This window comes from Pseudomonas sp. IC_126 (genome assembly GCF_004331835.1).
Taxonomy (GTDB): Bacteria; Pseudomonadota; Gammaproteobacteria; order Pseudomonadales; family Pseudomonadaceae; genus Stutzerimonas.
This window is the reverse complement of sequence record NZ_SJSS01000006.1, coordinates 36,531-60,767: the sequence shown is the minus strand read 5'-3', so window position 1 is coordinate 60,767 and position 24,237 is coordinate 36,531. Positions and strand designations below refer to the sequence as shown.

The window sequence follows — 24,237 nt, the reverse complement described above, 5'->3', positions numbered from 1 at the left end:
GCCTGTAGCTTATGGCTGCTTATCTCCAGCCCGCACGATCCATCAGCATGATGGCTTCAGCCTGACGCTTGCCAGCGACTTCGACCGGGATGGTGTCTGCCTTGAAATCGCCCCACGCGGCCACTTCCGCCGACGGCTCTACATTCGGGTTGGCCGGGAATTCCATGTTAGTGCCGGCAAAGATGCTCTGCGCCTCGGGGGTCGTCATCCACTCCACCAGCTTTTGCGCGGCTTCCGGGTTAGGCGCGTGCTTGGTCAGCCCGATGCCGGAGAGATTGACGTGAACGCCACGGCCCTCCTGATTCGGCCAGAACAGCTTGGCTTTCAGATTCGGATCCTGCGCATGCAGCCGGCCGTAATAGTAGCTATTGACGATACCCACATCGCACTGCCCCGCGTCGACCGCTTGAATCACAGCGTTGTCATCGGCAAAGACGTCGGTTGCGAGATTGTTCACCCAACCCTTGATGATCTCTTCGGTCTTCTCGGCACCGTGGGTTTCGATCAGGGTAGCCGTCAACGACTGGTTGTAGACCTTCTTGCTCGTGCGCAGGCACAGACGGCCTTCCCAGCGCTCGTCCGCCAGCGCTTCGTAGGTGGTCAGCTCGCCCTCTTCGACCCGCTCCGGCGAATAGACGATGGTCCGCGCGCGCAGCGACAGGCCTGTCCAGGCATCGGTAGAGGAGCGGTACTGGGCGGGAATATTGTCTTTAATAACCTGCGAATCGAGCGGTTGCAGGATGCCCATTTCTTCGGCCTGCCACAGGTTGCCGCCGTCCACCGTCAGCAGCAGATCTGCCGGAGTATTCTCGCCTTCGGCCTTGATACGGGCCATCAGCGGAGCTTCCTTGTCGGTGATGAATTTGACGTTGACGCCTGTTTTCGCCGTGTACGCATCGAAAACAGGCTTGATCAGCTCGTCGATCCGCGAGGAGTAAACCACTACTTCATCGGCAGCTTGCACAGCGCCTGACAGCGCGGTGAGCGTCAGAGCGGCGAGTAAACCTTTGCTTGCCTGCATGGGTCATGCCTCTTGTATCCGTGAAAGAGGCCAAATAGTAGTGAATGTCATTTACTTTCTCAACGCGACAATTCGCGTCATTCACTTGGGATCAGGCGATCCGTCGATCACAACCGCGCCAGGTCCGGCAGATCACCGCTCAAACCCAGGGCCTGGCGCACGAACATCGCCTTCGCTTCAGGAAGCGCCTCAATGCCTTTCAACCCCGCGTTGCGTAACCAGCGCAGCGGCAGATTGTCGGCTTGGAAGAGTCGTTCGAATCCCTCCATCGCCGCCATCATGCTCAGGTTGTGCGGCATCCGGCGCCGCTCGAAACGGGCCAACACGCGCGGGTCGCCCAGCGGCGCGCCACGTCCGATGGCCGCGAGCAGGACTTCAGCCAGCACCGCAGCATCAAGCAGACCGAGATTGACGCCCTGCCCCGCCAACGGGTGGATGGTGTGCGCGGCGTCGCCGATCAGTGCCAGACCAGGCTGTGCATAGCGCTTAGCGTGCCGCTGACGCAGCGGAATGCACAACCGTGGATCGACTTCCAGCACTTCGCCCAGGCGATATTCGAAAGCCCGCCCGAGCGCCTGACGGAACCCTTCGTCATCTAGCGCCATCAGGCGCTGCGCCTCACCTTCGGTGACCGACCAGACGATCGAGCACCAATGCTCGTCGCCTTCACGCTGCAGCGGCAGGAATGCCAGCGGGCCGTCGTCGGTGAAACGCTGCCAGGCGGTCTGCTGATTCGGCTCGGCACAGCGCACGCTGGTCACGATGGCGTGATGCAGGTAATCCCATTCACGGGTTTCGCAGCCAGCCAGACGGCGAACCGCTGAATTGGCGCCATCGGCCGCAACCACGAGGCCGGCGCTGAGTTGCTGTCCGTCGTCGAGAGTCAGGGACCAGCCGCTTTCGGCCTGGCGCAGCTGATCCAGACGCGCGGAAATCAGTTCGACCGAATCGCAGCCTTTCAACGCTTCCAGCAGCGCATCCTGGACCACACGATTCTCGACGATGTGGCCGAGTACCTCGGCATGCACCGACGCCGCGGAAAAGTGGATCTTTCCAGTGCCGGAACCATCCCAGACATGCATGTCGCGGTAGGGGCTGACGCGGCGCTCGACAATTCCGGGCCAGGCACCGACGCGTTCGAGGATCCGCTGGCTCGCGGCAGACAGCGCACTGACACGCGGCTCGAAGGGATCGGTTGGAGTGAACGGCTGAACGTCCAGCGGACCGGCATCGACCAGCTTGATAGTGAGACCAGTGTCTTGCAGTGCCAGCGCCAGGGTGCTGCCGACCATCCCAGCGCCAACGATGATGATGTCCGTTTGCATTACTGCTCTCCTGCGCGCCGAGCCTGTGGCTTGCGGCATGTCTAATGGGTCTGCTTGCCGGTTCGCGCGCATCGCTGGCGTCTGGTTCGCAAGGGTCCGTCTTGCCGACGTTGGCGGCTTCGCCAAGTCTCAGCGTTCGCGCACGCCCAATCCCATTGCCTGCCGCGCGAACCACGTCTTGGCCGGCGGCAGCAGATCCAGCCCCAGCAGACCAAGATTGCGCCCGGCAACGGATAAATTTCCCGAATCACCGAACAACTGGGTCACCCGATCGGAGAAGCCCACGGTCAGCCACTGATCCGAACGCTGCTGCCGGTGATAAGCCTGCAGCACGGCCAAATCGCCCAGACGTGCCGGGCTAGCCAACAACACGGCCGCCAACGCTTCGGTGTCCCGCAGCGAGAGGTTGTAACCCTGCCCGGCGATCGGGTGCAAGCTGTGAGCGGCGTTACCTAACACAACCAAACTGGAGCGAACCTGCTCCTCGGCCTCGATCAATTCCAGTGGGTAGAGATGCCGCGCTCCAACCTGCTGAAAGCCGCCCAGACGATAGCCGAACGCCTGCTGCAGTTCGCCAAGAAATTCCGCTTCGGAGAGCGCGACCAGACGCGCCGCATCCTGTTCCGGACGCGTCCAGACTAGGGCGCAGCGACTGTCCGGCAGCGGTAACAGCGCCATCGGACCTTCGTCGGTAAAGCGCTCGAATGCATTTCCGCCGTGGGGTTTGCCCGGCGTCACGTTGGCGATCAGCGCGGTCTGGCCATAGGGCGTGCGCTTGATATCGATACCGAGCTGTTCGCGCAACGCCGAGCGGCCGCCATCGGCCAACACGGCCAAGTTGCAATCGAGCTGCTTGCCGTCGGTCAGAGTCAGGCGAAAACCATCGACTACCGCTTGCATGCGCTCGACCTCGGCCGGGCAGCGGCGAACCACGACCTCGTCGTCCAGCGCCTGCCACAGGCAATGGCCGATCCAAGCGTTTTCCACTACGTATCCCAGCGCCGGTACATGCTCCGTTTTGGCATCGAGCCGGGCAGCGCCAGCGCGGCCGCGATCGGAAACCTGGATTTGGGTGATGGGCTCGGCCCGCTGGGCAATCTGCTCCCAGACGCCCAGACGCTGGTAGATCAGCCGGGTGCCATAGGACAGCGCAGTCGAGCGCGCATCGTAGCTCGGCTGATATTCGCTGCCCGGCTCGAACGGCTCGATCAACTCGATCGACCAGCCACGCGCCTTCGCTACTTTTTGCAGCGCCAACGCCAAGCTGGCACCGACAAGTCCGCCACCGATGATCGCCAGCGCGCTCATGGCTAAGCGACCTCGGCGGCAGCCGCCATCAATTGCTCGATCTTGGCGACGGCCTTGGGCACGCCGCCGGTGAGGATTTCGCAACCGGTGCGAGTCACCACCACGTCGTCTTCGATGCGCACACCGATGCCGCGCCATTTCTTCGCAACGTCCTGATTGTCGGCTGCGATATAGATGCCGGGCTCGACGGTCATCGCCATGCCGGGCTCGAGCACGCGCCACTCGCCACCGACCTTGTAGTCGCCGACATCGTGTACGTCCATGCCCAGCCAGTGGCCGGCGCGGTGCATGTAGAACGGCTTGTAGGCTTCTGCGGCGATCAACTCGTCGACATCACCTTTCAGCAACCCCAACTCGACCAGCCCGGCGGTGATAACTTGAACGGTCGCCTCGTGCGCCTCGTTCCAGTGCTTGCCGGGCGCGATGTGCTTGAAGGCTTCTTCGTTGGCGGCCAGTACCAGCTCATAAATAGCCTTCTGTTCGGGCGAGAAGCGGCCATTGACTGGAAACGTCCGGGTGATATCGCTGGCGTAACAATCGATTTCGCAGCCGGCATCGATCAGCACCAGATCACCATCCTTGAGCGCGGCATCGTTCTCGCGATAATGCAGGATGCAGGCGTTCTTGCCGGCCGCGACGATCGAGCCGTACGCCGGCATCTTCGCCCCGCCCTTGCGGAACTCGTAATCCAGCTCCGCTTCCAGGTGGTATTCGTAGAGGCCGGCACGGCTGGCCTGCATGGCGCGGATATGGGCACGGGCGGAGATTTCAGCGGCGTGCTTCATCACTTTCACTTCGTTGGCCGACTTGTACAGACGCAAGTCGTGCAACAGATGATCGAGGGCGACGAACTCGTTCGGCGGCTGTGCGCCCTGGCGAGCCTTGGAACGGATGGTGTTGATCCACTCCATCAAGCGGTGATCGAACTCCTGGTTGCTGCCAATGGCGTAATAGACGCGCGAACGACCCTCAATCAGGCCCGGCAGAATCTCGTCGATATCGCCGATGGGGAAGGCATCGTCCGCGCCGTATTCGGCGATGGCGCCATCCTGGCCGGCCCGCAAACCGTCCCACAACTCGCGAGCCGGGTCGCGCTCGCGACAGAACAACACGTACTCGCCATGCTCGCGACCGGGAATCAGCGCAATCACCGCTTCCGGCTCGGGAAAGCCGGAAAGGTACTGAAAATCGCTGTCCTGGCGGTAGATGTGCTCGACATCGCGGTTGCGGATGTACATCGGCGCGGCCGGCAGGATCGCGATGCTGTTGGGTTCCATCTCCGCCATCAGCACCTTGCGCCGGCGGGCGTATTCCGATTTCGGGATGCGGGTCATGGGCGGACGGTCCTTAATGCAGGGAAGGCTTGGGTGCCGGCGGCACTGGCTTGGCGCACTCGGTGAACAACAGCAACGGCGCGACGCGCAGGTATTCCATGACCTCCATGTAATCGCTCTCACCATCTTCGGACTCGTCCAGCGAATCCTGGATCTGCGCGATAGCGGCCAGATCCTGCAGGACTTCCATGGCCTCGCCGCTCAGCGCGCGATCACTGGCGACCAGGCCAAAGCCAACCAGGAAACTCTGGCACCACTGGCCCAGGGCAAGCGCGCGCTCGGCGAGCGGCGCATCGTCCGACGGCAACAGCAAAACGATAGCGATGTCATCACCGGCGAGCTCGCCCTTGACCATCTCCTGCAGGCCGATGAGCGCTTGGCGCACCGATTCTTCGGGAGCGGAGCCGAGCAACTCGGCGGCATCGGCCAGCCAGGATTCGGAATCGAAACCAGCCCCGGCGCAGCTGCGCCCGAGCAGAAAGCCGTGCAGTTCGGCAGGTGTGACAGATTGAGCACTACTGGCCAGCAAAGTGGCGAAAGCAGCGTACGGCGAGTTCTGAATGGGCATGGCGGCTAGGCGCGCGGCGGCGCTAATGTCTAGAATGAAGGCCTCGTATCCTAGCATCGGCACGCGAGCCAAGACCATCGAAGCCGGACTGCCAACGCTCGCGCCACTTACCCCGGGAATCCCATGGAAGACGCCGACCTGAAATTGCTGACCGCCAAATTGGAACAGCTGATTCAGCACATCGAGCAACTCAAGGCGCAGAATCGCTTGCTGCTTCACAGCGAGCAGACATGGCGCGAAGAGCGCGCTCATCTGATCGAGAAGAACGAAATGGCGCGGGTGAAGGTCGAAGCGATGATTTCGCGCCTGAAAGCCCTGGAGCAGGACTCATGACCCAGCCGAACACCGTTACCGTGCACATCATGGACAAGGAATATTGCATTTCCTGCCCGCCCGAAGAACGCAGCAATCTCGAAGGCGCCGCCCACTACCTGGACCGCAAGATGCGTGAAATCCGTAGCAGCGGCAAAGTCATAGGCGCCGACCGCGTCGCCGTAATGGCTGCGCTCAACATCACACACGAGCTGCTACACAAACACGATCGCCTCGATGCGGAAGCCAATAGTGCGCGTGAGCATGTGCGTGTCTTGCTGGAACGGGTCGACAGTGCACTGGCCGCCGATCCAAACCCTTCCGGAAACCGATGAACGGCAGGCAGATTGAGTTATAATCCCGGCAACTCCCTGGCATGTTCGCCAGTCGGCGATGACCCTCTCCCGATAAGCAACACCATGGAGGCTACACGTAGTGCCGGTGTGCATGTCCGCCTGACGGAAAGCCTTAAGGTACTCTGTAGTCGCCACCTTGAACTCTCGGGTTCAAGGGCCTACGCGGGCAGCGGCATGCTGGGGAGCCTTATTTCATGATCGTAGCCACCGGCCTTTCACGTCCGGCGCTGCGACGCCAACTGCGGCAAGCGCGCCGCCAGCTCTCGCTCCTTCAGCAACGCCGGGCGGCGAAGAATCTCTATCGGCAACTGGCCCAGCACCCACTGTTTCGTCGCGCCCACCACATCGCGCTTTATTTGCCCAACGACGGCGAAATCGATCCTCGTGCGCTTTTGCTGGAAGCGCAGCGCCGCGGCAAGGCGACTTATCTACCCATATTGAACGCCTGGCCGCGCACCCGCATGGCCTTCCAGCGCATCAAGCCGAACGAGCATCTGAAGCCGAACCGTTTCGGCATCGCCGAGCCGGCTTTTCGGCCCGCACGGCAGCGACCGATCTGGACGCTCGATCTGGTTCTGATGCCATTGGTGGGATTCGACGAGCACGGCGGTCGCCTGGGGATGGGAGGCGGTTTTTACGATCGCAGCCTGGCGTATCGTAGCAGGCGCAAAAATGGTCACAAACCGACGCTATTGGGGCTCGCCCATGATTGCCAGAAAGTCGACCGACTTCCCCTTGCTAGCTGGGATGTGCCGCTGCAAGCGACAGTGACGGACCAGGGCTGGTATGCGAAGTGAAACGGAAGGCATTGAAACTGGGGCAACGGCCGCATCCATGCGGCCCATCGAATTAGCGCTGGAGTTGTTGCGAGTGGCTGATCGGCACCATCGAAGAACTGTCATCCGGTCGTTCCCATAATCCCTGGGTATAGCCCGTAGTTACGACGCCGAGACCGAAAATCAGCACCAGGACCCAAAGAATATCTGGTTTGCGTTTCATAGTATTTCGCCTCCCCCTGCCAGGCGAACAATTGCCGTCGAGTCAGTATCGTTTTCGTTTTCCAGACTCGACAATGCCCATCTCAAGCGCGGCATTCTCCGTCAAGCATAGGTGCAGCGCAAACCGCGTTGCGACCGGTTGTCGGGGAATGACGTCAAGAACCCTTCCGAACGAAATTGACGTGAGCAAAGACCATGCCGTACTGGCTGATGAAGTCCGAACCCGATGAATTTTCAATCCAAGATCTGCAGCAGCTAGGCACGGGGCGCTGGGATGGCGTTCGCAACTATCAGGCCCGCAACTTCCTGCGTCAGATGGCCGAAGGAGACTGTTTCTTTTTCTATCACTCGAGCTGTGCAACGCCAGGTATCGCTGGCATCGGCAGCATTACGCGCGCGGCCTACCCAGACCCGACCGCGCTCGACGCGCAGAGCCCTTACTTCGACGCCAAGGCCAACGAGGCGAAGAACCCCTGGAACGCAGTCGATGTCGGCTTCGTCGAATGCTTCGCCGCCACGCTTACGCTGCCTCGGCTGAAGGCGGTACCGGCGCTTGCGCAAATGCCGCTGGTGCAGAAGGGCAGCCGGCTCTCGGTGATGCCCGTCAGCGAGAGCGAGTGGCAAACCATCCTGGCGATGCGCTGAGCCAGACGGCCCGTTGCGGCGGCTATTGAACGATCAGGTTGTTGAACAGCAGGTCGTCCACCAGCGGCTTGCCTTCTTCTTGCGTGAGGACCGCCTGCACCTGCTTGAGCGCTTCCTGCCGAAGGGCCTCCTTGGCCTCGACCGTCGAGAGGCTGGCATCGGTCTGCTGCGAAAACAGCGTCACCAATTGGTTGCGGATCAACGGCTCGTGATGCTTGACCTTGGCTTCCGCCTCGGCGCCGCTGACGCGCAAGGCAATATCGGCCTTGTAATACTTCAACCGGCCATCGGAGCCGTAGTTGCCCACTAGTGCGGGCACCAGTGCGTAGTAAATGGTTTTCACCGCCGCTGCATCGGCGTCGGCTTCAGATGTTTCTGCAAGCGCCGGCAGCGCCATGCAAAGAGCGAGAAATATAGAAAGAATGCGCGTCACGGGGACAACTCCAAGGGATACGCCGTCAGCATAACCAGTGCCCGGCACAGACCCAAGCCTGGCCTTATGTATCGCCATCAGGGCGGACCATGCTCATTGCACCGCCCGTGCAGACTTCTAGACTGATCCCACATCTAAACGGCCACGCTCATCCCAAACGATAAAAGGAAACCCGATGAAAGCTGTCCTGTGCAAAGAGTTCGGCCCGGCCGAAAACCTCGTCATCGAGGAGGCCGCCAGCCCGCAGATCAAGAAAGGCGACGTGCTGCTCGACGTGCATGCCGCCGGCGTCAACTTCCCGGACACGCTGATGATCGAAGGCAAATATCAGTTCAAGCCACCGTTTCCGTTTTCACCGGGTGGCGAGGCTGCGGGTGTCGTCGCCGCCGTCGGCGAGAAGGTCACCCATCTGAAGGTCGGTGACCGCGTCATGGGCCTGACAGGCTGGGGCAGCTTTGCCGAGCAGGTTGCCGTGCCGGGCAACAACGTATTGCCGATTCCTCCAGAGATGAATTTCGAGACGGCGGCAGCTTTCAGCATGACCTACGGCACCTCGATGCACGCACTGACTCAGCGTGCCAACCTGCAACCCGGCGAGACGCTTCTGGTGCTGGGCGCATCGGGCGGCGTCGGATTGGCGGCTGTGGAGATCGGCAAGGCGATGGGGGCGAAGGTCATCGCCGCCGCTTCCACTGCCGAGAAACTCGAGATCGCAAAAAATGCAGGCGCCGACGAGCTGATCAATTACACCGAGACCAGCCTCAAGGATCGCCTGAAAGAACTCACCGGTGGCCAGGGCGTGGACGTGATCTACGACCCAGTAGGCGGCAAGCTGTTCGAAGAGGCTTTCCGCAGCATTGCCTGGAACGGCCGCATGCTGGTGGTCGGTTTTGCCGCAGGAGATATCCCCTCGCTGCCAGCGAATTTACCACTGCTCAAGGGTGCTTCGCTGATAGGGGTGTTCTGGGGCAGCTTCGCTCAGCGCCAGCCGCACGACAACGCGGCCAATTTCCGTCGCCTGTTCGCCTGGCATGCCGAAGGCAAGCTAAAGCCTCTGGTCTCGCAGACTTTCGCGCTCGAGCAAACCGCTGACGCGATCAATACCCTGGCCCAGCGCAAGGCCGTGGGTAAGTTGGTCGTGAAGGTGCGTTAACGCGAACTGGAAACAAGCGTAGGGTGGATGTCGTATACATCCACCCTACGCTGCTGCAGGGCGAAGCGAAGGGCTATCAGTGGGCAGTAACGGGAGCGTCACCGCCCTGTTGCATGCGAGCCATTTCCTGAGCGTAGAGCGCATCGAAGTTCACCGGTGCCAACATCAGAGCCGGGAACGAGCCACGCGTTACCAGGCTGTCCAGCGCTTCACGGGCATAAGGGAACAGAATGTTCGGGCAGAACGCGCCGAGGGTATGGCTCATCGCTTGGGCTTCGAGGCCCTTGATCAGGAAGATTCCGGCCTGCTGAACCTCGGCGATGAAGGCCACTTCCTCACCGGTCTTGACGGTCACTGACAGCGTCAGCACAACCTCATGGAAGTCGTTTTCGAGCGACTTCTGCTTGGTGTTCAGATCCAGCGCAACGCTCGGATTCCACTCCTGACGGAAGATCTCCGGGCTTTTGGGCGCCTCGAAGGAGAGGTCACGGACATAGATCCGTTGCAGGGAAAACTGCGCGCCCTGCTCTTCCTGACCAGCAGCCGCGCCGTTGTTTGCTTGTTCAGTCATGTGAAACCTTCTTGTTGTGCATGTCGTGTGGTAATCGCTCTATCAGTGCCGACGCTCGTCGGCCGTCCGACAGGCCTGAAATCGGATCATGCCTGCAGCATCGCATCCAGCCGCCCTGCCCGCTCAAGCGCGTGCAGTTCATCGCAGCCGCCGACATGCGCATCGCCTATCCATATCTGCGGTACAGAGGTACGTCCGGCCTTGCTTGCCATTTCCGAGCGCAATGCGGGTTTGCCGTCGACGGCGATTTCCTCGTAACTGACGCCCTTGCGATCGAGCAGACCCTTGGCTCGAATGCAGAACGGGCACCAGGCGGTGGTATAGATGACGACTTTAGGCATAGTTACTTGACCACTGGCAGATTCTCGCCGCGCCAGCTGGAAATCCCTCCGGACAGCTTGGCGGCATTGAAGCCTGCCTTCTGCAGCTCACGGCAGGCCGTTCCGGCGTGCTGACCCATGGCATCGACGACGATGATCATCTTGGCCTTGTGCTTTTCCAGCTCGCCTACTCGGCTGACCAGCTTCTCGTAGGGAATGTTCAATGAATCGACGATGTGACCGGCATCGAACTCCTTCTTAGCGCGCACGTCCAACACCACGCCTTCGTCGCGGTTGACCAGAGCGGTCAGCTCGCGATTGCTCAGACTTTTGCCGCCTTTACGCGCTTCGGTGACGGCTAAGAGAACCAGCAGCACTAGAAAGATGCTGACTAGAACATAGTGGTTAGAGACAAATTCAATCAGGTTAGCGACCATCAAAAGGGTACCCGGAGGATAAAATGCGGGCCAGTATACACAGCCCCTCTCCCAGGCTGAACCCTGCTGCAAGCCGCTGAAAAATGTCGCAATCGGTGGCTAGACCGGGCGAAACGACCGTTGAATGACAGCGCCCGGCTGGTCCGAAGAGCGGGCTTTAGCGAGTAGAGAGTCAAAAACGCGCAGTGTCGCCATGAGCTTTCGGAGCTCGCTCAACGCTGCGTAGCCCAGCGCAGTGATCCTTTAATGGCCTGCCAATCGTGACCATAAACCGGCCAATCAGTAGACTGGCCACCATTTTTGCGCCCTCGTACAAGGAGCCAAGTAGATGCCCGCCGCGCCCAAACCTCTCGTATTGATGATTCTCGACGGCTTCGGACATAGCGACAGCCCGGAATTCAACGCTATCCACGCTGCTAACAAGCCCGTCTATGACCGCTTGCGCGCGACGCAGCCGCACGGATTGATCTCTGGCAGCGGCATGGACGTCGGTCTGCCGGACGGCCAGATGGGCAACTCCGAGGTGGGCCACATGAATCTGGGCGCGGGCCGCGTGGTGTACCAGGATTTCACTCGAGTGACCAAGTCCATCCGCGATGGCGAGTTCTTCGAAAACCCGAATATCTGCGCAGCGGTCGACAAGGCCGTGGCCGCCAACAAGGCGGTGCATATCCTAGGCCTGCTCTCCGACGGCGGCGTGCATAGCCATCAGGATCATCTGGTTGCCATGGCCGAGCTGGCGGCCAAGCGCGGCGCCGAGAATATCTACCTGCACGCGTTCCTCGACGGTCGCGACACCCCGCCGAAAAGCGCGCAGCATTCGATCGAACTCCTGCAAGCCACCTTCACCCGCCTGGGCAAAGGCCGCATCGCTAGCCTGATTGGCCGCTATTTCGCGATGGATCGGGACAACCGCTGGGATCGCGTCGAGCAGGCCTATAACCTGATCGTCAAGGGCACCGCCGCTTATCGCTCCGATTACGCGGTGGACGGCCTGATCGCCGCCTACGAGCGCGGCGAAAGCGACGAGTTCGTCAAAGCCACCGGCATCGGCGAGCCGGTACGCGTGGAAGACGGCGATGCCGTGGTGTTCATGAACTTCCGTGCCGACCGGGCCCGCGAACTGACCCGCTGCTTCGTCGAGCCCGATTTCAACGAGTTCCAGCGTGTCCGAGCCCCGCAGCTGGCCGGTTTCGTCATGCTCACCCAGTACGCCGCAAGCATTCCCGCACCGTCCGCCTTCGCGCCGGAAGCGCTGACCAATGTGCTGGGTGAATACCTGGCGAACAACGGCAAGACCCAGCTGCGCATCGCCGAGACCGAGAAATACGCGCACGTCACCTTCTTCTTCTCCGGCGGCCGCGAAGAGCCCTTTTCCGGTGAAGAACGCATTCTCATCCCGTCGCCACAGGTCGCCACCTACGACCTGCAACCGGAAATGAGCGCACCTGAGGTGACCGATCGCATCGTTGATGCCATCGAGAACCAGCGCCACGACGTGATCATCGTCAACTACGCCAACGGCGACATGGTCGGCCATACCGGCGTGTTCGATGCCGCGGTGAAGGCTGTCGAATGTTTGGACAAGTGCATCGGACGCATCGTCGAAGCACTGGACAAGGTGGGCGGCGAGGCGCTGATCACGGCCGATCACGGCAACGTCGAGCAGATGGAAGACGCCATGACCGGCCAGGCTCACACCGCCCACACCTGCGAACCGGTACCGTTCATTTATTACGGCAAGCGCAACCTGACGATCCGCGAAGGCGGCGTGCTCGCCGATGTGGCCCCGACCATGCTGACGCTGCTCGGCCTGCCAGTGCCAGCGGAGATGACCGGGCGCTCGATCGTCGAACTGAAAGACTGAAGGGCTGGAAGCTGGAAGCCATGCTCTTGCTTCCAGCTTAGGCTTCCAGCTTAGGCTTCAAGCTTCCGGCTGCTTTTTTAGGCATACTACGGCGGTCGTTGATCGCTCGGTTACACCCTCTCATGCCTCGTATTCTTCTCGCACTCGCGTTTTTTTGCCTGCTCGGCCCGGCCATGGCGGACGAGCGCGCCGACGCTCGCAAACAGATCGAAGCGGCCCGCCAGGACGTAGCCGAACTGCAAAAGCTGCTCAAGCAGATCGAGCAGGAGAAATCCACTGTCCAGAAGCAGCTGCAAACCACCGAAAGCGAGATGGGCCAGCTGGAAAAGCAGGTCGACTCGCTGCAACAGGAAATCGACCGCAGCGAAGCGGAGCTGGAACGGCTCAACGAAGAGAAGACCACGCTCGAAGGCGCTCGCATCGAGCAGCAGCGCCTGATTGGCATTCAGGCGCGCGCGGCGTATCAGAGCGGTCGTCAGGAATACCTGAAGCTGCTGCTCAACCAACAGAACCCGGAAAAATTCAGCCGCACCCTGACGTATTACGACTACCTCAGCAAAGCTCGTTTCGAGCAGGTCGCCAATTTCAACGAAACACTCAGCCAGCTGGCCAACGTCGAAGCCGGCATCGAGGCGCAGCAGGCGACCCTCGCCGAGCAGCAGGACGGGCTAAAGGAACGACGCGCCCAACTCGCCGAAGTGAGCAAAGAGCGTCAGCTGGCGCTGGCCAAACTCGACCGCGACTATTCCAGCCGTGATAAAAAGCTCAAGGCCCGTAAACAGGAGCAGGCGCAGCTCGAACGCGTACTCAAGACCATCGAGGAAACCCTGGCGCGCCAGGCGCGTGAAGCCGAACAGGCGCGTCAGCGCGCCCTTGCGCTGGCTCGCGAGGAACAATCACGACGCCAGCAGGCCGGGAGCGCCGCTCCGGCAGCAACCGGCCCCACCGTTTCAAGTGCCGGCGGCAATTTTGGCGGACCCTTCGCCAGCGCCAAGGGCAAGCTGCCCTGGCCGGTGGATGGAAGATTGGTCGCTCGCTACGGCACTCCACGCGGCGGCGACGCTCGAACCAAGTGGGACGGCGTGCTGATCGGTGCAGGCCTGGGTAGCCAAGTGCGCGCCGTGCATGGCGGCCGAGTGGTATTTGCCGATTGGCTGCGCGGCGCGGGCCTACTGGTGATTCTGGATCACGGCAACGGCTATCTGACCCTGTACGGTCACAATCAGAGCCTGCTGCGCGACGCCGGAGAAATCGTCAAGGCCGGCGATCCGATCGCCACCGTAGGAACCAGTGGCGGGCAGGAATCTGCCGCACTGTATTTCGCCATTCGTCAACAGGGTCGCCCAAGCGATCCGGCACAATGGTGCCGCGCGCAAGGATAAGCCGGCTAGCGCGCCCTCACACTGGAGTCAGACATGCTGCACCTGCGCCGTTTCGCCCAACCATCCGCCCTGTCCCTGGCCCTCCTGCTGGCGACTTACGGAAGCGCCTGGGCCCAGCAACCGCCCGCGGAGCTGGCGGAACCCATTTCACTGGGAAGCTCGACCAGCAAGGCGCCGCTGCCACTGGACGAGTTGCGAACCTTCGCCGAGGTGCTGGACCGGATCAAGGCCGCCTATGTCGAGCCTGTCGACGACAAGACCCTGTTGGAAAACGCCATCAAAGGCATGCTCAGCAACCTCGATCCGCATTCGGCCTATCTGGAACCCGAAGCTTTTGCCGAGCTGCAGGAAAGCACCAGCGGCGAGTTCGGTGGTCTCGGGATCGAGGTCGGGATGGAGGACGGTTTCATCAAGGTGGTATCGCCAATCGATGACACCCCGGCATCCAAGGCCGGTATCGAGGCGGGCGATCTGATCGTCAAGATCGATAACAAGCCAACCAAGGGCATGTCGATGATGGACGCCGTTGGCATGATGCGCGGCAAGCCGGGCAGCGATATTTCGCTGTCGCTGGTACGCGAGGGCGGCCAACCCTTCACGGTCAAACTCACCCGCGCGGTGATCAAGGTCACCAGTGTGAAGAGCCAGATGCTCGAGCCCGGCTACGGTTATCTGCGCGTCACCCAGTTCCAGATCAATACCGGCGAGGAAGTTGGCAAGGCTCTGGCGCGCCTGCGCAAGGAAAACGGCAAGAAGCTCAACGGCTTGGTGCTCGATCTGCGCAACAACCCGGGCGGCGTGCTGCAGGCCGCGGTGGAAGTATCCGATCACTTCCTCACCGATGGCCTGATCGTCTACACCAAAGGCCGCATCGCCAATTCCGAGCTGCGTTTCAGTGCCGATCCGGCCGATGCCAGTGAAGGCGTTTCGCTGGTGGTGCTGATCAACGGCGGCAGCGCCTCGGCCTCGGAGATCGTCGCCGGCGCCCTGCAGGACCAGAAGCGTGGCGTCGTAATGGGTACCGACAGCTTTGGCAAAGGATCGGTGCAGACCGTCCTACCGCTGAACAACGACCGCGCGCTGAAGCTCACCACGGCGCTTTATTACACCCCCAACGGCCGCTCCATCCAGGCCCAGGGCATCGAGCCAGATATCCAGGTGGCCCGCGCCAAGTTTACCCGTGAGCAAGCGGTCGAAGGCGTACGCGAGGCGGATCTGGCCGGACATCTGGGCAACGGTAACGGCGGCCCGGAACGCCCCACCAGCACCCAGGTCGTCAGCGACTCACCACGCCCGCAGGACGAAGACTTCCAGCTCGGCCAGGCACTGAATCTGCTCAAGGGGTTGAACCTCACCCGCGGCCAGTAGGATGTCCCGACTTGCCGTCCTGCTGCTAGGACTCTTAACACCGCTGCTGGTAATCGGCGCTCCGGGCGCGGAGGCAACAGGCGACTCGGAGCGCCTGACTACCCTTTCGCGAATGCCGAAGTTAGCGCTGGTAATGGATGACCTCGGTCAGAACGATGCTCGTGACGGTCGTGTTCTGGCACTGCCCGGCCCGGTGGCCATGGCGATCCTGCCGGACAGCCGCCACGCCACGCCGCTGGCCGAACGGGCCAACGCGGCAGGCAAGACGGTCATGCTGCATCTGCCCATGGCTCCGGCCGACGGCCCCTACGCCTGGCAGCCGCAACTGGGGCCGACGGAGCTGTCAAACCGACTGGACAGCGCACTGGCAAAGGTTCCCCATGCCAGCGGTGTAAACAACCACATGGGCAGCGTGATGACCGCTCGAGCGCAGCCGATGGCGGCCTTGATGCACGAGCTGCAGCAGCGCCACCTGTTCTTTCTCGACAGCCGCACCCATGCCGGAACGGTCGCAGCCGCCGCCGCTCAACGGATCGGATTGGCCAGCCTGTCACGTGATATTTTTCTCGACGACGACCCCAGCCCTCACGCCGTTGCGGCGCAGTTCCGCGCAGCCCTGGAGCTTGCGCGCAAGCAGGGTTCAGTGGTGATCATCGGCCACCCCCACCCCAGCACCCTGGCGCTGCTGGAGCGGGAACTGCCGCGTCTGCAGGCTCAGGGGATTGATTGGGTGGACATCGGACAGATGATCGCTACCCGTGGCAACCGCGCAATGGTTGCCCACGGCGCACGTGGTATCTATCGCTCAGCTCTGGATCAGAGATAACGACGCATGATGGCGTCGATGGAGCCATCGCCCCGCATCTCATCCAACGCCTTTTGCAGCCGCGCCACGACATCGTCCGGCGTCTGCTTGTTCAGCGCGAGAAACAGCTGCGCATCGTTGAACCGCAACGCCGTTACCAGCCCGCTTACCCCTTCCTGCTTGGCCAGATAAGGACCGACCGGGTCGGCCGTCGCCCACAGATCGATCTGCCCCTTGAGCAGCTTGCCGATATTCGCCTGGTCACGCAGCGAGTTGATCGGCTCGAAACCATTGCTCTCAAGGTGCTGGCTGACCGCGTCATCCTGATAAGCGCCGATCCGATACTGCCGGGCCTGCTCGAGCGAACTCAGGCGTAGCGGACTGCCGGGCGGCGCGAGAAGCACCCAGCCGGTGCCGGCGAGCGGGCCGACCCATTTGAATAGTGGTTCGCGCTCCGACGTATAGGTGGTGGAGAACAACCCCTGGTCCGGCTTTTCCAGTACTTGGTTATAGATGCGCTCCCAGGGGAAGCGCAACGTCAGGCTGTAATCGATATCGGCACGCTTGAACATTTCGCGCACGATGTCGGCGTTGATGCCGCTGACGTTGCGATCCGCTGCGTAGTTCTTGCCGTCGGCCGCCATATTGAACGGCGGGAAATTCTCCGTCAGCACCACCACTCTGTAGTCGTCTGGCAATGCGGCCCTGGCCGAGGCGGCCGCGAGCAACAGCAGGCCGGCCGCTAGAATTCGTTTCATCGATCCTCCCCCTACGTCTGCTAATACCAAGCGGCGCACCGACATCTACGAACAGATGTCATGCGTGCCACCGTTATGTGTAGCAACGGGGGAACCAGACGCACGGAGACCGTCACCGAACTGGGACGAACCGCACAGGTTGAGACATCATTTGGCCAGCATTCGCATTCGCGGCGCCAACCTGCACGAAGCTTGCTTACTAAGAAGGGAAGGAGATTGTTCGGTCGCAGGGAACCGGCGGGGCGCTCACATCTGGAGCGCCAACGGACTGCGATGTATGTACGCAGCTAGCGAGGCGGCCGATCAGAAATACCGGCCGGTGATCGTATTGATCGTGCCGTCGGCACGCATTTGATCCAGAGCGGCCTGTAACTTCTCGACCGTCTCATCGGACACCTGCCGGTTCAGCGCCAGGAAAAGCTCAGCGCTGTCGAAGCGCAGCACCCGCTTGAGACCGGACACGCCCTGCTGCTTCGCCAGGAAACGCCCCGCTGGATCGCCCGTCGCCCACAGATCGATCGCGCCGCTTTGCAGCTTCTCGACGTTGATCTGATCGCGTAGCGCCAAGGTCGGCTGCAACCCCTGTGCAACGAGATGCTCGGCAATGGCATCGCCCTTGTAAGCGCCGATCCGGTACTGCCGGGCCTGCTCGAGGCTATCGACCTCGATGGTGCTGTCGCCGCGCGCCAGCAACACCCAGTCATCCGGCCCGATAGGACCTACCCATTTGAACAGCCCCTCGCGCTCCGGCAACCGAGCCGTCACGAACACTCCATAGCCAGGCGTTTCCAGAGCCATCTTGTAGATCCGCTCCCAAGGGAAGCGCAAGGTCAGGGTGTAATCGATACCGGCGCGCTGGAACATCTCGCGAATGATGTCCACAGCGATGCCCCTGATGTTCTCGTCACGAGCGAAATTCTTGCCATCGACGGCCATGTTGTAAGGCGGGAAATTTTCGGTGAGCAGATCGATCTGCTCCGGTGCGGCCTGGGCGGTGGCGCCCAAGATCAAACTCGTCGCTAAAGCAAGAAGCGTGGATTTGAACATGGCATTAATTCCTTTTTCCCGCACGGATGGCCCGTTACGTTCCTTTAAGTGTTGTTTGCTCGATCGAATCGGCAGCAGACTCAACGCATCACAATGCCGCAACTGGCCATATAGGCTTTTGCTTCCGGCACGGTGTATTCGCCAAAGTGAAAAATGCTGGCCGCCAATACCGCGTCGGCCTTGCCCTCGATGATGCCATCGGCCAGATGCTGGAGATTGCCTACACCACCGGAGGCGATTACCGGGATACTCAGCGCCTCGCTGATGGCGCGGGTGACACCGAGGTCGTAGCCGCTCTTGACCCCGTCCTGATCCATGCTGGTTAGCAGGATTTCACCGGCGCCCAGCGTCTCCATCTTCTGCGCCCAGAGCACCGCGTCCAGCCCCGTGGGCTTGCGTCCACCATGTGTGAAGATTTCCCAGCGCGGCGTTTCGCCCGGCTTGGACACTTTCTTCGCATCGATGGCGACGACGATGCACTGCGAGCCGAAGCGATCGGCGGCCTCGCCAACGAACTCGGGCGTGAAGACAGCAGCGGTATTGATCGACACCTTGTCCGCGCCGGCGTTAAGCAGGTTTCGGATGTCTTGCACGGTGCGCACGCCACCGCCGACTGTCAGCGGAATGAACACCTGGCTGGCCATGCGCTCGACGGTGTGCAGCGTGGTGTCGCGGTTATCGACGCTGGCGGTGATGTCGAGGAACGTGATCTCGTCAGCGCCCTGCTCGTCATAGCGGCGGGCGATCTCCACCGGATCGCCGGCATCGCGGATGTTCTCGAACTGGACGCCCTTGACCACTCGACCATTGTCCACGTCGAGGCAGGGGATGATGCGTTTGGCGAGGGCCATGCTTTTCTCCGAAAAGAGCTTGAAACCTTGAGCCAGAAGCTGGAAGCCGGTCGAGCTGCTTGGCTTCCAGCTTCGAGCTTTCAGCTCAAGGCTTGTTACTCATCTTTAAATTTGAGATCGCAGAGCGCCTGCGCCTCGGCCACGTCGAGGGTGCCCTCGTAGATCGCGCGGCCAGTGATGGCGCCGATGATGCCGGGGGTATTGGTGTCGAGCAGCTTCTGGATGTCGCCGATGTTGTGGATGCCGCCGGAGGCGATCACTGGAATCTTGCTGGCATTAGCCAATGCCACCGTCGCTTCGACGTTGCAGCCCTGCATCATGCCGTCCTTGGCAATGTCGGTGTAGACGATCGCCGAGACGCCATCGGCCTCGAAGCGGCGCGCCAGATCGACGGCCTGCACGCTGGATACTTCGGCCCAGCCATCGGTGGCGACGAAGCCGTCCTTGGCATCCAGGCCGACGATGACCTTGCCCGGAAAGGCGCGGCAGGCCTCTCCGACGAATTCCGGCTGCTTGACCGCCTTGGTACCGATGATCACGTAGCTGACGCCGGCGCGCACGTAATGCTCGATGGTTTCCAGCGAACGGATACCGCCGCCGATCTGGATCGGCAGGTTCGGGTAGCGCTTGGCGATGGCCGTGACCACCTCGCCATTGACCGGCTGGCCTTCGAAGGCGCCGTTGAGATCGACCAGATGCAGACGGCGGCAACCGGCCTCGACCCACTTGGCAGCCATCGCCACCGGGTCGTCGGAGAACACTGTGGCGTCGTCCATCAGGCCCTGACGCAGACGCACGCAGGCGCCGTCTTTCAGATCGATTGCGGGGATAATCAGCATGGCTCGAACCTGTTCAAATCGGGAATCGGTTAAAGGTCAGCTCTTTTCGAGCGCCCACAAGTCGCTTTCGATGCTTTCGAACCTGTCTTTCAGGTGTGTCTGCACATCGAAAATCGCCTTGTTGTAGTAGAGCGGAGCAATTTCACGCGCAAACAGATCAAGCACTTCCTGCGCCTCGAAGGAGCCAAGCTCCAGCTCGAAACGATCTTCGAGAAAACGCTTGATGGTCTGCTGCGCAGCCTGCTCCTGAGCGGGGTCCAGCGTCAGCACTGGTGCCGTCGTCTTGGCCCGGCTCATTACCAGCGGCCATCCCAGGCGGCGAAATTCTGCAGCAACTGCAGGCCATGGGTGTGGCTCTTCTCGGGATGGAACTGCACGGCGAAGCGCGAGCCATCGGCCAGCGCCGCGGCAAAGTCCTTGCCGTAGTGACCGCGACCGACGACGTGGCGCGGGTTACCGGCCTCGATGTAGTAGCTGTGCACGAAGTAGAAGCGGCCTTGGTCCGGAATGTTGTGCCAGAGCGGGTGATCGACGGCCTGCTTGACCTCGTTCCAGCCCATGTGCGGCACTTTGAGGCGCTCGCCGTCTTCCTGCAGATCCTTGCCGAAGAAGCGCACCTGACCCGGGAACAGCCCGATACAATCGACCCCACCGTTCTCCTCGCTGCGCTCCATCAGCGCCTGCATACCGACGCAGATGCCAAGAAAGGGACGGTCGACGCTGACTTCGCGCACCAGCTCGTCGAAACCCAGACGGCGGATCTCGGCCATGCAATCACGGATCGCGCCGACGCCGGGAAATACCACGCGGTCGGCTTCCCGGATGACCTGCGCATCGCTGGTCACCAGCACCTTGCCCGCGCCGACGTGCTCCAGCGCTTTAGCGACCGAATGCAGGTTGCCCATGCCGTAATCAATGACAGCTACGGTCTGCATTACAGGCAACCCTTGGTCGACGGCATCTGGCCAGCCATGCGCTCATCCAGCGTCAGCGCCATACGCAGCGCGCGGCCGAAGGCCTTGAACACGGTTTCGATCTGGTGATGGGTGTTGTGCCCGCGCAGGTTGTCGATGTGCAGAGTGACCAGGGCGTGATTGACGAAGCCTTGGAAGAATTCCTGGAACAGGTCGACGTCGAAACCGCCTACGGTGGCGCGGGTATAGGGCACGTTCATGGTCAGGCCCGGGCGACCGGAAAAATCGATCACCACGCGCGACAACGCTTCGTCCAGCGGCACGTAGGAATGCCCGTAACGGGTCATGCCCTTCTTGTCGCCAACTGCCTTGGCAAACGCCTGGCCGAGGGTGATGCCGACATCTTCTACGGTGTGGTGGTCGTCGATATGCAGATCGCCCTGGCACTCGATGTCCAGGTCGATCAGGCCGTGGCGGGCGATCTGATCGAGCATGTGCTCCAGGAACGGCACGCCAATGGCGAAGCGGCTCTTGCCGGTGCCGTCCAGATTGATGGTGGCCTTGACCTGTGTTTCCAGGGTGTTGCGCTCTACGCATGCCGTACGTTCGGACATCGACAGCTCCGCTGATCGTGGGGCTAAAAAAGGTCCGCATTATAGGCTCAAACCAACCTACGGGGATACGCGAGCGGCGGCTCGGCGGCCGCCAACGGGTCTGCGCCTCTGTCTTGCGTTCAGGGGAGCGACCACGCGCGCCCGGCAAACCGCCCGCAACCGCTCAACGAAGCAGCCCATCGCCAGAACCGCGAGCCGTCGTGCGCTGAAAAGCCGGCACGGTTATGCTTGCCGGCATCCATTCAGCGCGTCAGGTCAGCATGCCCGTATTCGTCGAAACCCTCACCGAGCCCAGCCCGCAGGATCGCATCGATCTTGCGAAGATCTTTGCCGACGCCCCGGACTGGCTGTTGGCGCCCTACGCGGATGCCACGGCCCTGATCGAGGCAGGGCTGGCCGATCGCAGCCTGATCGCCGGTCGTTTCAACGATCGCCTGCTCGGAGCCGCCCTGCTGCAGCGCGACACGTCGCATTGGCGCTTGTCGCATCTCTGCGTGCGCAAGATCACCCGCCGCCGCGGCGTCGGCAAACGAATACTCGAGGAAAGCCTGCGTCTGGCCCTGGAAGCCGGAACGGACCTGCGCCTGGCCGCACCGAGAGAGCATCTGGAAGCTCAGGCGTTGGCCGCCAGGACGCATCTGCCGCTGGATCCCATCTAGCTCCGCCCCATCACAGGAACCCAGGCGCAGACAGCCACTCCAACGCCATCTGCGGCGAAAGCCGACGTTCGTGGCGCTATACTCGCTGCTTTTGAAATACCAAAACAAAGGACCTGTCATGAAAGCGCTCGGCAAGATCCTGGGCCTGGTAATCCTCGGGTTGCTGCTGCTCCTCGTCGCACTGGGCTTCGCCCTGACTCATCTGTTCGACCCCAACGATTACAAGGATGAAATCCGCGCGCTTGCCCGTGACAAGGCCGGCCTGGAACTGAACATTGCCGGCGATATCGGCTGGAGCCTGTTCCCGTGGCTCGGCCTGGAACTGCACGAAACCACCCTGGCCAGCGTGCGCACGCCAGAGCAGCCGTTCGCCGATCTGCGCATGCTCGGCCTCTCGGTCCGGGTGCTGCCGCTGTTCAGCCGCGAAGTGGAGATGAGTGACATCACCCTCAATGGCCTCAACCTGACCCTGGCTCGCGACGAAAACGGCAGCAGCAACTGGGAAGGCGTAGGCCAGCCAGCCGGCGGCGAAGCGCAACCCGGCGAACCAGCCCCAGCGGAACAGGCCGAGACAGCGAATGAAGAGCCGCAAGCCGGAAAACCAAGGCGTCCGCTGCAGCTGGATATCGATAGCCTGACCATCAGCGATGCCCGGGTGAGCTACCACGACGCTCAAAGCGGCCAGCAATTCAGCGCCGAAGGTATCGAGCTCAGCACGGGCGCCATCCGCGAAGCCACCCCGATCCCGGTCAAGCTCAACGCCTTCTTCGGCAGCAACCAGCCGGTGATGCGGGCGCGTACCGAACTGCAGGGTGACCTGCGCTTCGATAACGAACTGCAGCGTTATCAGTTCGAGAACCTGCGCCTGAGCGGCGAAGCCTCGGGCGAACCTCTGGAAGGCAAGACGCTGTCTTTCAGCGCACAGGGTCAATTGCTCGTCGACCGGGCGGCGGATATCGCCGAGTGGACCAGCCTCAAGTTCACCGCCAACCAATTGCGCGGCCTTGGCGAATTGAAGGTGCGCGATCTGCAGGAGCAGCCGAAGCTCGCCGGTACGCTGTCCATCGCCGAGTTCAATCTGCGCGAATTCCTCGACGGCATCGGCCAACAACTCCCGCCCATGGCCGACAACACGGCTTTGGGCAAGGCCGAACTGGTCACCCGCCTGACCGGGACGCCGACCAGCCTGACCCTCGAAGAACTCGACCTGAAACTGGACGGCAGCACCTTTACCGGGCAGATCGGCATCAGTGATTTCGCCAAACAGGCGCTGCGCGTAGACCTCAAGGGCGACCAGCTGAATCTGGACCGCTATCTGCCACCGCAAAGCCAGGAAGATGCATCCGGCGCCGCCCGCAAGAGCGAGGTAGAGGCCACCGAGGCCGCCGTGGTCGGCAGCGGCACCACACCATTGCCGGACAAGCCCACCCAGCAAGCCTGGAGCGAAGCCTCGGTACTGCCGATTGCCATGCTGCGCCGTCTGGATGCCCGAATCAATCTGAATATCGGCAGCCTCACCGCAATGAAACTGCCACTCGACAGCTTCGCGCTCCGGGCACGCAGCGCAGGCGGCTTGCTGACCCTGGAAGACATGCGCGGCGGTTATTACAACGGTCGCGTGGAAGCCTCGGCCAGCCTCGATGTACGCCCACAAATACCGTTGATAACCGCTCAGACCCGCTTCGCTCGCGTCCCGGTCGAACGCCTGCTCGAAAGCCAAGGCGAAAAAGTGGTGGTCAAAGGTCTACTCAATCTGGACAGCGACATTCGCAGTCAGGGCAACAGCCAGAAGGCCTGGATCGACAACCTCAACGGTAAGATCGGCTTCATCATCGATAATGGCATCCTGGTCGACGCCAATCTGGAACAGCAACTCTGTCGCGCCATCGCCACGCTGAATCGCAAGCCACTGACCAGCGACCCGCGCAGCAAGGACACGCCGTTCCGCGAACTCAAGGGCAACCTCACCCTGCGCGACGGCGTGGCCAGCAACCCGGATCTGAAGGCCAGCATTCCCGGCCTGACGGTAAACGGCAACGGTGATGTCGACCTGCGCGTGCTGGGCATGGACTATCGCGTCGGCATCGTCATCGAGGGCGACAAGGGCGCCATGCCCGATCCGGCCTGCGCGGTCAACGAACGTTACGTCGGTATCGAATGGCCGCTTCGTTGCCGCGGGCCGCTGGAGCTTGGCGCCAAGGCCTGCCGCTTCGACAAGGACGGCCTCGGCAAGATCGCCGCCCGCCTCGCTGGAGAAAAGCTCAACGAGACCATCGAAGAGAAGCTCGGTGACAAGGTCAGCCCTGAATTGAAAGACGCACTGAAAGGCCTGTTCAACCGATGAACCCGCAC

At 61.7% G+C, this 24,237-nt stretch carries 28 protein-coding genes and 1 other RNA gene; 12 read left to right on the top strand and 17 right to left on the bottom strand.

Features of this window, described 5'->3' with window-relative positions:
* Positions 1-19: 19 nt before the first annotated feature.
* From E0D86_RS17515 to E0D86_RS17495, 5 genes are all read right to left on the bottom strand, one after another.
* On the bottom strand, positions 20-1,021 hold the full coding sequence (locus E0D86_RS17515; RefSeq protein WP_131651326.1) for an extracellular solute-binding protein: 1,002 nt from the start codon (positions 1,019-1,021) through the stop codon (positions 20-22).
* Between the two features lie 107 nt (positions 1,022-1,128).
* Complete coding sequence (locus tag E0D86_RS17510) at positions 1,129-2,346, bottom strand: 2-octaprenyl-3-methyl-6-methoxy-1,4-benzoquinol hydroxylase (protein WP_131651325.1); 1,218 nt, start codon at positions 2,344-2,346, stop codon at positions 1,129-1,131.
* A 129-nt stretch (positions 2,347-2,475) separates the two neighbouring features.
* On the bottom strand, positions 2,476-3,654 hold the full coding sequence (gene ubiH, locus E0D86_RS17505; RefSeq protein WP_131651324.1) for a 2-octaprenyl-6-methoxyphenyl hydroxylase: 1,179 nt from the start codon (positions 3,652-3,654) through the stop codon (positions 2,476-2,478).
* 2 nt (positions 3,655-3,656) lie between these two features.
* The gene (gene pepP, locus E0D86_RS17500) at positions 3,657-4,988 is read right to left on the bottom strand and encodes a Xaa-Pro aminopeptidase (protein ID WP_131651323.1); all 1,332 of its coding nucleotides are present in this window, start codon (positions 4,986-4,988) and stop codon (positions 3,657-3,659) included.
* Positions 4,989-5,001: 13 nt separating this feature from the next.
* Positions 5,002-5,556 (bottom strand): YecA family protein, encoded by a 555-nt coding sequence (locus tag E0D86_RS17495; protein ID WP_131651322.1) that lies wholly within the window; start codon positions 5,554-5,556, stop codon positions 5,002-5,004.
* Positions 5,557-5,679: 123 nt separating this feature from the next.
* Between E0D86_RS17495 and E0D86_RS17490 the strand changes: the two genes are divergently transcribed.
* From E0D86_RS17490 to E0D86_RS17475, 4 genes are all read left to right on the top strand, one after another.
* Complete coding sequence (locus E0D86_RS17490) at positions 5,680-5,889, top strand: TIGR02449 family protein (protein ID WP_131651321.1); 210 nt, start codon at positions 5,680-5,682, stop codon at positions 5,887-5,889.
* Complete coding sequence (locus tag E0D86_RS17485; protein WP_131651320.1) at positions 5,886-6,203, top strand: cell division protein ZapA; 318 nt, start codon at positions 5,886-5,888, stop codon at positions 6,201-6,203. Before E0D86_RS17490 ends, E0D86_RS17485 begins: the two co-directional genes overlap by 4 nt.
* Before the next feature lie 30 nt (positions 6,204-6,233).
* Positions 6,234-6,412: non-coding RNA, 6S RNA (gene ssrS / locus E0D86_RS17480), on the top strand.
* A gap of 6 nt (positions 6,413-6,418) precedes the next feature.
* Positions 6,419-7,021: a 5-formyltetrahydrofolate cyclo-ligase gene (locus E0D86_RS17475; protein ID WP_131651319.1), complete on the top strand. Its 603-nt coding sequence runs from the start codon at positions 6,419-6,421 to the stop codon at positions 7,019-7,021.
* Positions 7,022-7,073: 52 nt separating this feature from the next.
* On the opposite strand, the gene E0D86_RS21435 is transcribed toward E0D86_RS17475, so the two are convergent.
* Entirely contained in the window at positions 7,074-7,223 is a 150-nt protein-coding gene (locus E0D86_RS21435) for a hypothetical protein (protein ID WP_165914258.1), read from the bottom strand.
* Between the two features lie 194 nt (positions 7,224-7,417).
* Here E0D86_RS21435 and E0D86_RS17470 point away from each other — a divergent pair, with 194 nt between their 5' ends.
* The gene (locus E0D86_RS17470) at positions 7,418-7,867 is read left to right on the top strand and encodes an EVE domain-containing protein (RefSeq protein ID WP_131651318.1); all 450 of its coding nucleotides are present in this window, start codon (positions 7,418-7,420) and stop codon (positions 7,865-7,867) included.
* 22 nt (positions 7,868-7,889) lie between these two features.
* Here the strand turns inward: E0D86_RS17470 and E0D86_RS17465 are convergent, their stop codons facing one another.
* Complete coding sequence (locus E0D86_RS17465; RefSeq protein ID WP_256681259.1) at positions 7,890-8,264, bottom strand: flagellar basal body-associated protein FliL; 375 nt, start codon at positions 8,262-8,264, stop codon at positions 7,890-7,892.
* A 211-nt stretch (positions 8,265-8,475) separates the two neighbouring features.
* On the opposite strand from E0D86_RS17465, the gene E0D86_RS17460 reads away from it, so the two are divergent.
* The gene (locus E0D86_RS17460) at positions 8,476-9,453 is read left to right on the top strand and encodes an NADPH:quinone oxidoreductase family protein (protein ID WP_131651316.1); all 978 of its coding nucleotides are present in this window, start codon (positions 8,476-8,478) and stop codon (positions 9,451-9,453) included.
* A gap of 76 nt (positions 9,454-9,529) precedes the next feature.
* Here the strand turns inward: E0D86_RS17460 and secB are convergent, their stop codons facing one another.
* The 3 genes from secB to E0D86_RS17445 all read right to left on the bottom strand — a co-directional run bounded on the left by secB (position 9,530) and on the right by E0D86_RS17445 (position 10,781).
* The gene (gene secB, locus E0D86_RS17455) at positions 9,530-10,024 is read right to left on the bottom strand and encodes a protein-export chaperone SecB (protein WP_131651315.1); all 495 of its coding nucleotides are present in this window, start codon (positions 10,022-10,024) and stop codon (positions 9,530-9,532) included.
* A gap of 86 nt (positions 10,025-10,110) precedes the next feature.
* Positions 10,111-10,365, bottom strand: coding sequence for a glutaredoxin 3 (gene grxC / locus E0D86_RS17450; protein WP_131651314.1), 255 nt, complete (start codon positions 10,363-10,365; stop codon positions 10,111-10,113).
* 2 nt (positions 10,366-10,367) lie between these two features.
* Positions 10,368-10,781, bottom strand: coding sequence for a rhodanese-like domain-containing protein (locus E0D86_RS17445; protein ID WP_131651313.1), 414 nt, complete (start codon positions 10,779-10,781; stop codon positions 10,368-10,370).
* A 328-nt stretch (positions 10,782-11,109) separates the two neighbouring features.
* Between E0D86_RS17445 and gpmI the strand changes: the two genes are divergently transcribed.
* The 4 genes from gpmI (at position 11,110) to E0D86_RS17425 (ending at position 16,224) form a co-directional block, all read left to right on the top strand.
* Positions 11,110-12,648, top strand: a complete 1,539-nt coding sequence (gene gpmI, locus E0D86_RS17440; RefSeq protein WP_131651312.1) for a 2,3-bisphosphoglycerate-independent phosphoglycerate mutase — start codon at positions 11,110-11,112, stop codon at positions 12,646-12,648.
* A gap of 122 nt (positions 12,649-12,770) precedes the next feature.
* Positions 12,771-14,030 (top strand): murein hydrolase activator EnvC, encoded by a 1,260-nt coding sequence (locus E0D86_RS17435; protein ID WP_131651311.1) that lies wholly within the window; start codon positions 12,771-12,773, stop codon positions 14,028-14,030.
* Between the two features lie 33 nt (positions 14,031-14,063).
* Complete coding sequence (locus E0D86_RS17430) at positions 14,064-15,398, top strand: S41 family peptidase (RefSeq protein ID WP_131651310.1); 1,335 nt, start codon at positions 14,064-14,066, stop codon at positions 15,396-15,398.
* Between the two features lies 1 nt (position 15,399).
* A complete protein-coding gene (locus E0D86_RS17425; protein ID WP_131651309.1) occupies positions 15,400-16,224 on the top strand; it encodes a divergent polysaccharide deacetylase family protein in 825 nt (274 codons plus the stop codon).
* On the opposite strand, the gene E0D86_RS17420 is transcribed toward E0D86_RS17425, so the two are convergent.
* The 7 genes from E0D86_RS17420 to hisB all read right to left on the bottom strand — a co-directional run bounded on the left by E0D86_RS17420 (position 16,215) and on the right by hisB (position 21,226).
* Positions 16,215-16,961 carry an ABC transporter substrate-binding protein gene (locus E0D86_RS17420; protein WP_131651308.1) on the bottom strand — a complete coding sequence of 249 codons (747 nt, stop codon included), beginning with the start codon at positions 16,959-16,961 and terminating at the stop codon, positions 16,215-16,217. The genes E0D86_RS17425 and E0D86_RS17420 overlap by 10 nt on opposite strands.
* 303 nt (positions 16,962-17,264) lie before the next feature.
* Positions 17,265-18,008, bottom strand: coding sequence for an ABC transporter substrate-binding protein (locus tag E0D86_RS17415; protein ID WP_131651307.1), 744 nt, complete (start codon positions 18,006-18,008; stop codon positions 17,265-17,267).
* A gap of 80 nt (positions 18,009-18,088) precedes the next feature.
* On the bottom strand, positions 18,089-18,859 hold the full coding sequence (gene hisF, locus E0D86_RS17410) for an imidazole glycerol phosphate synthase subunit HisF (RefSeq protein ID WP_131651306.1): 771 nt from the start codon (positions 18,857-18,859) through the stop codon (positions 18,089-18,091).
* 95 nt (positions 18,860-18,954) lie between these two features.
* The gene (gene hisA / locus E0D86_RS17405; RefSeq protein WP_131651305.1) at positions 18,955-19,698 is read right to left on the bottom strand and encodes a 1-(5-phosphoribosyl)-5-[(5-phosphoribosylamino)methylideneamino]imidazole-4-carboxamide isomerase; all 744 of its coding nucleotides are present in this window, start codon (positions 19,696-19,698) and stop codon (positions 18,955-18,957) included.
* A 36-nt stretch (positions 19,699-19,734) separates the two neighbouring features.
* Positions 19,735-19,995: a DUF2164 domain-containing protein gene (locus E0D86_RS17400; RefSeq protein WP_131651304.1), complete on the bottom strand. Its 261-nt coding sequence runs from the start codon at positions 19,993-19,995 to the stop codon at positions 19,735-19,737.
* A complete protein-coding gene (gene hisH / locus E0D86_RS17395; protein WP_131651303.1) occupies positions 19,995-20,633 on the bottom strand; it encodes an imidazole glycerol phosphate synthase subunit HisH in 639 nt (212 codons plus the stop codon). Before hisH ends, E0D86_RS17400 begins: the two co-directional genes overlap by 1 nt.
* On the bottom strand, positions 20,633-21,226 hold the full coding sequence (gene hisB / locus E0D86_RS17390) for an imidazoleglycerol-phosphate dehydratase HisB (RefSeq protein WP_131651302.1): 594 nt from the start codon (positions 21,224-21,226) through the stop codon (positions 20,633-20,635). Before hisB ends, hisH begins: the two co-directional genes overlap by 1 nt.
* Positions 21,227-21,486: 260 nt before the next feature.
* On the opposite strand from hisB, the gene panM reads away from it, so the two are divergent.
* Positions 21,487-21,885: an aspartate 1-decarboxylase autocleavage activator PanM gene (gene panM, locus E0D86_RS17385; protein ID WP_131651491.1), complete on the top strand. Its 399-nt coding sequence runs from the start codon at positions 21,487-21,489 to the stop codon at positions 21,883-21,885.
* 118 nt (positions 21,886-22,003) lie between these two features.
* Positions 22,004-24,229 (top strand): AsmA family protein, encoded by a 2,226-nt coding sequence (locus E0D86_RS17380; protein ID WP_131651301.1) that lies wholly within the window; start codon positions 22,004-22,006, stop codon positions 24,227-24,229.
* Positions 24,230-24,237: the final 8 nt, after the last annotated feature.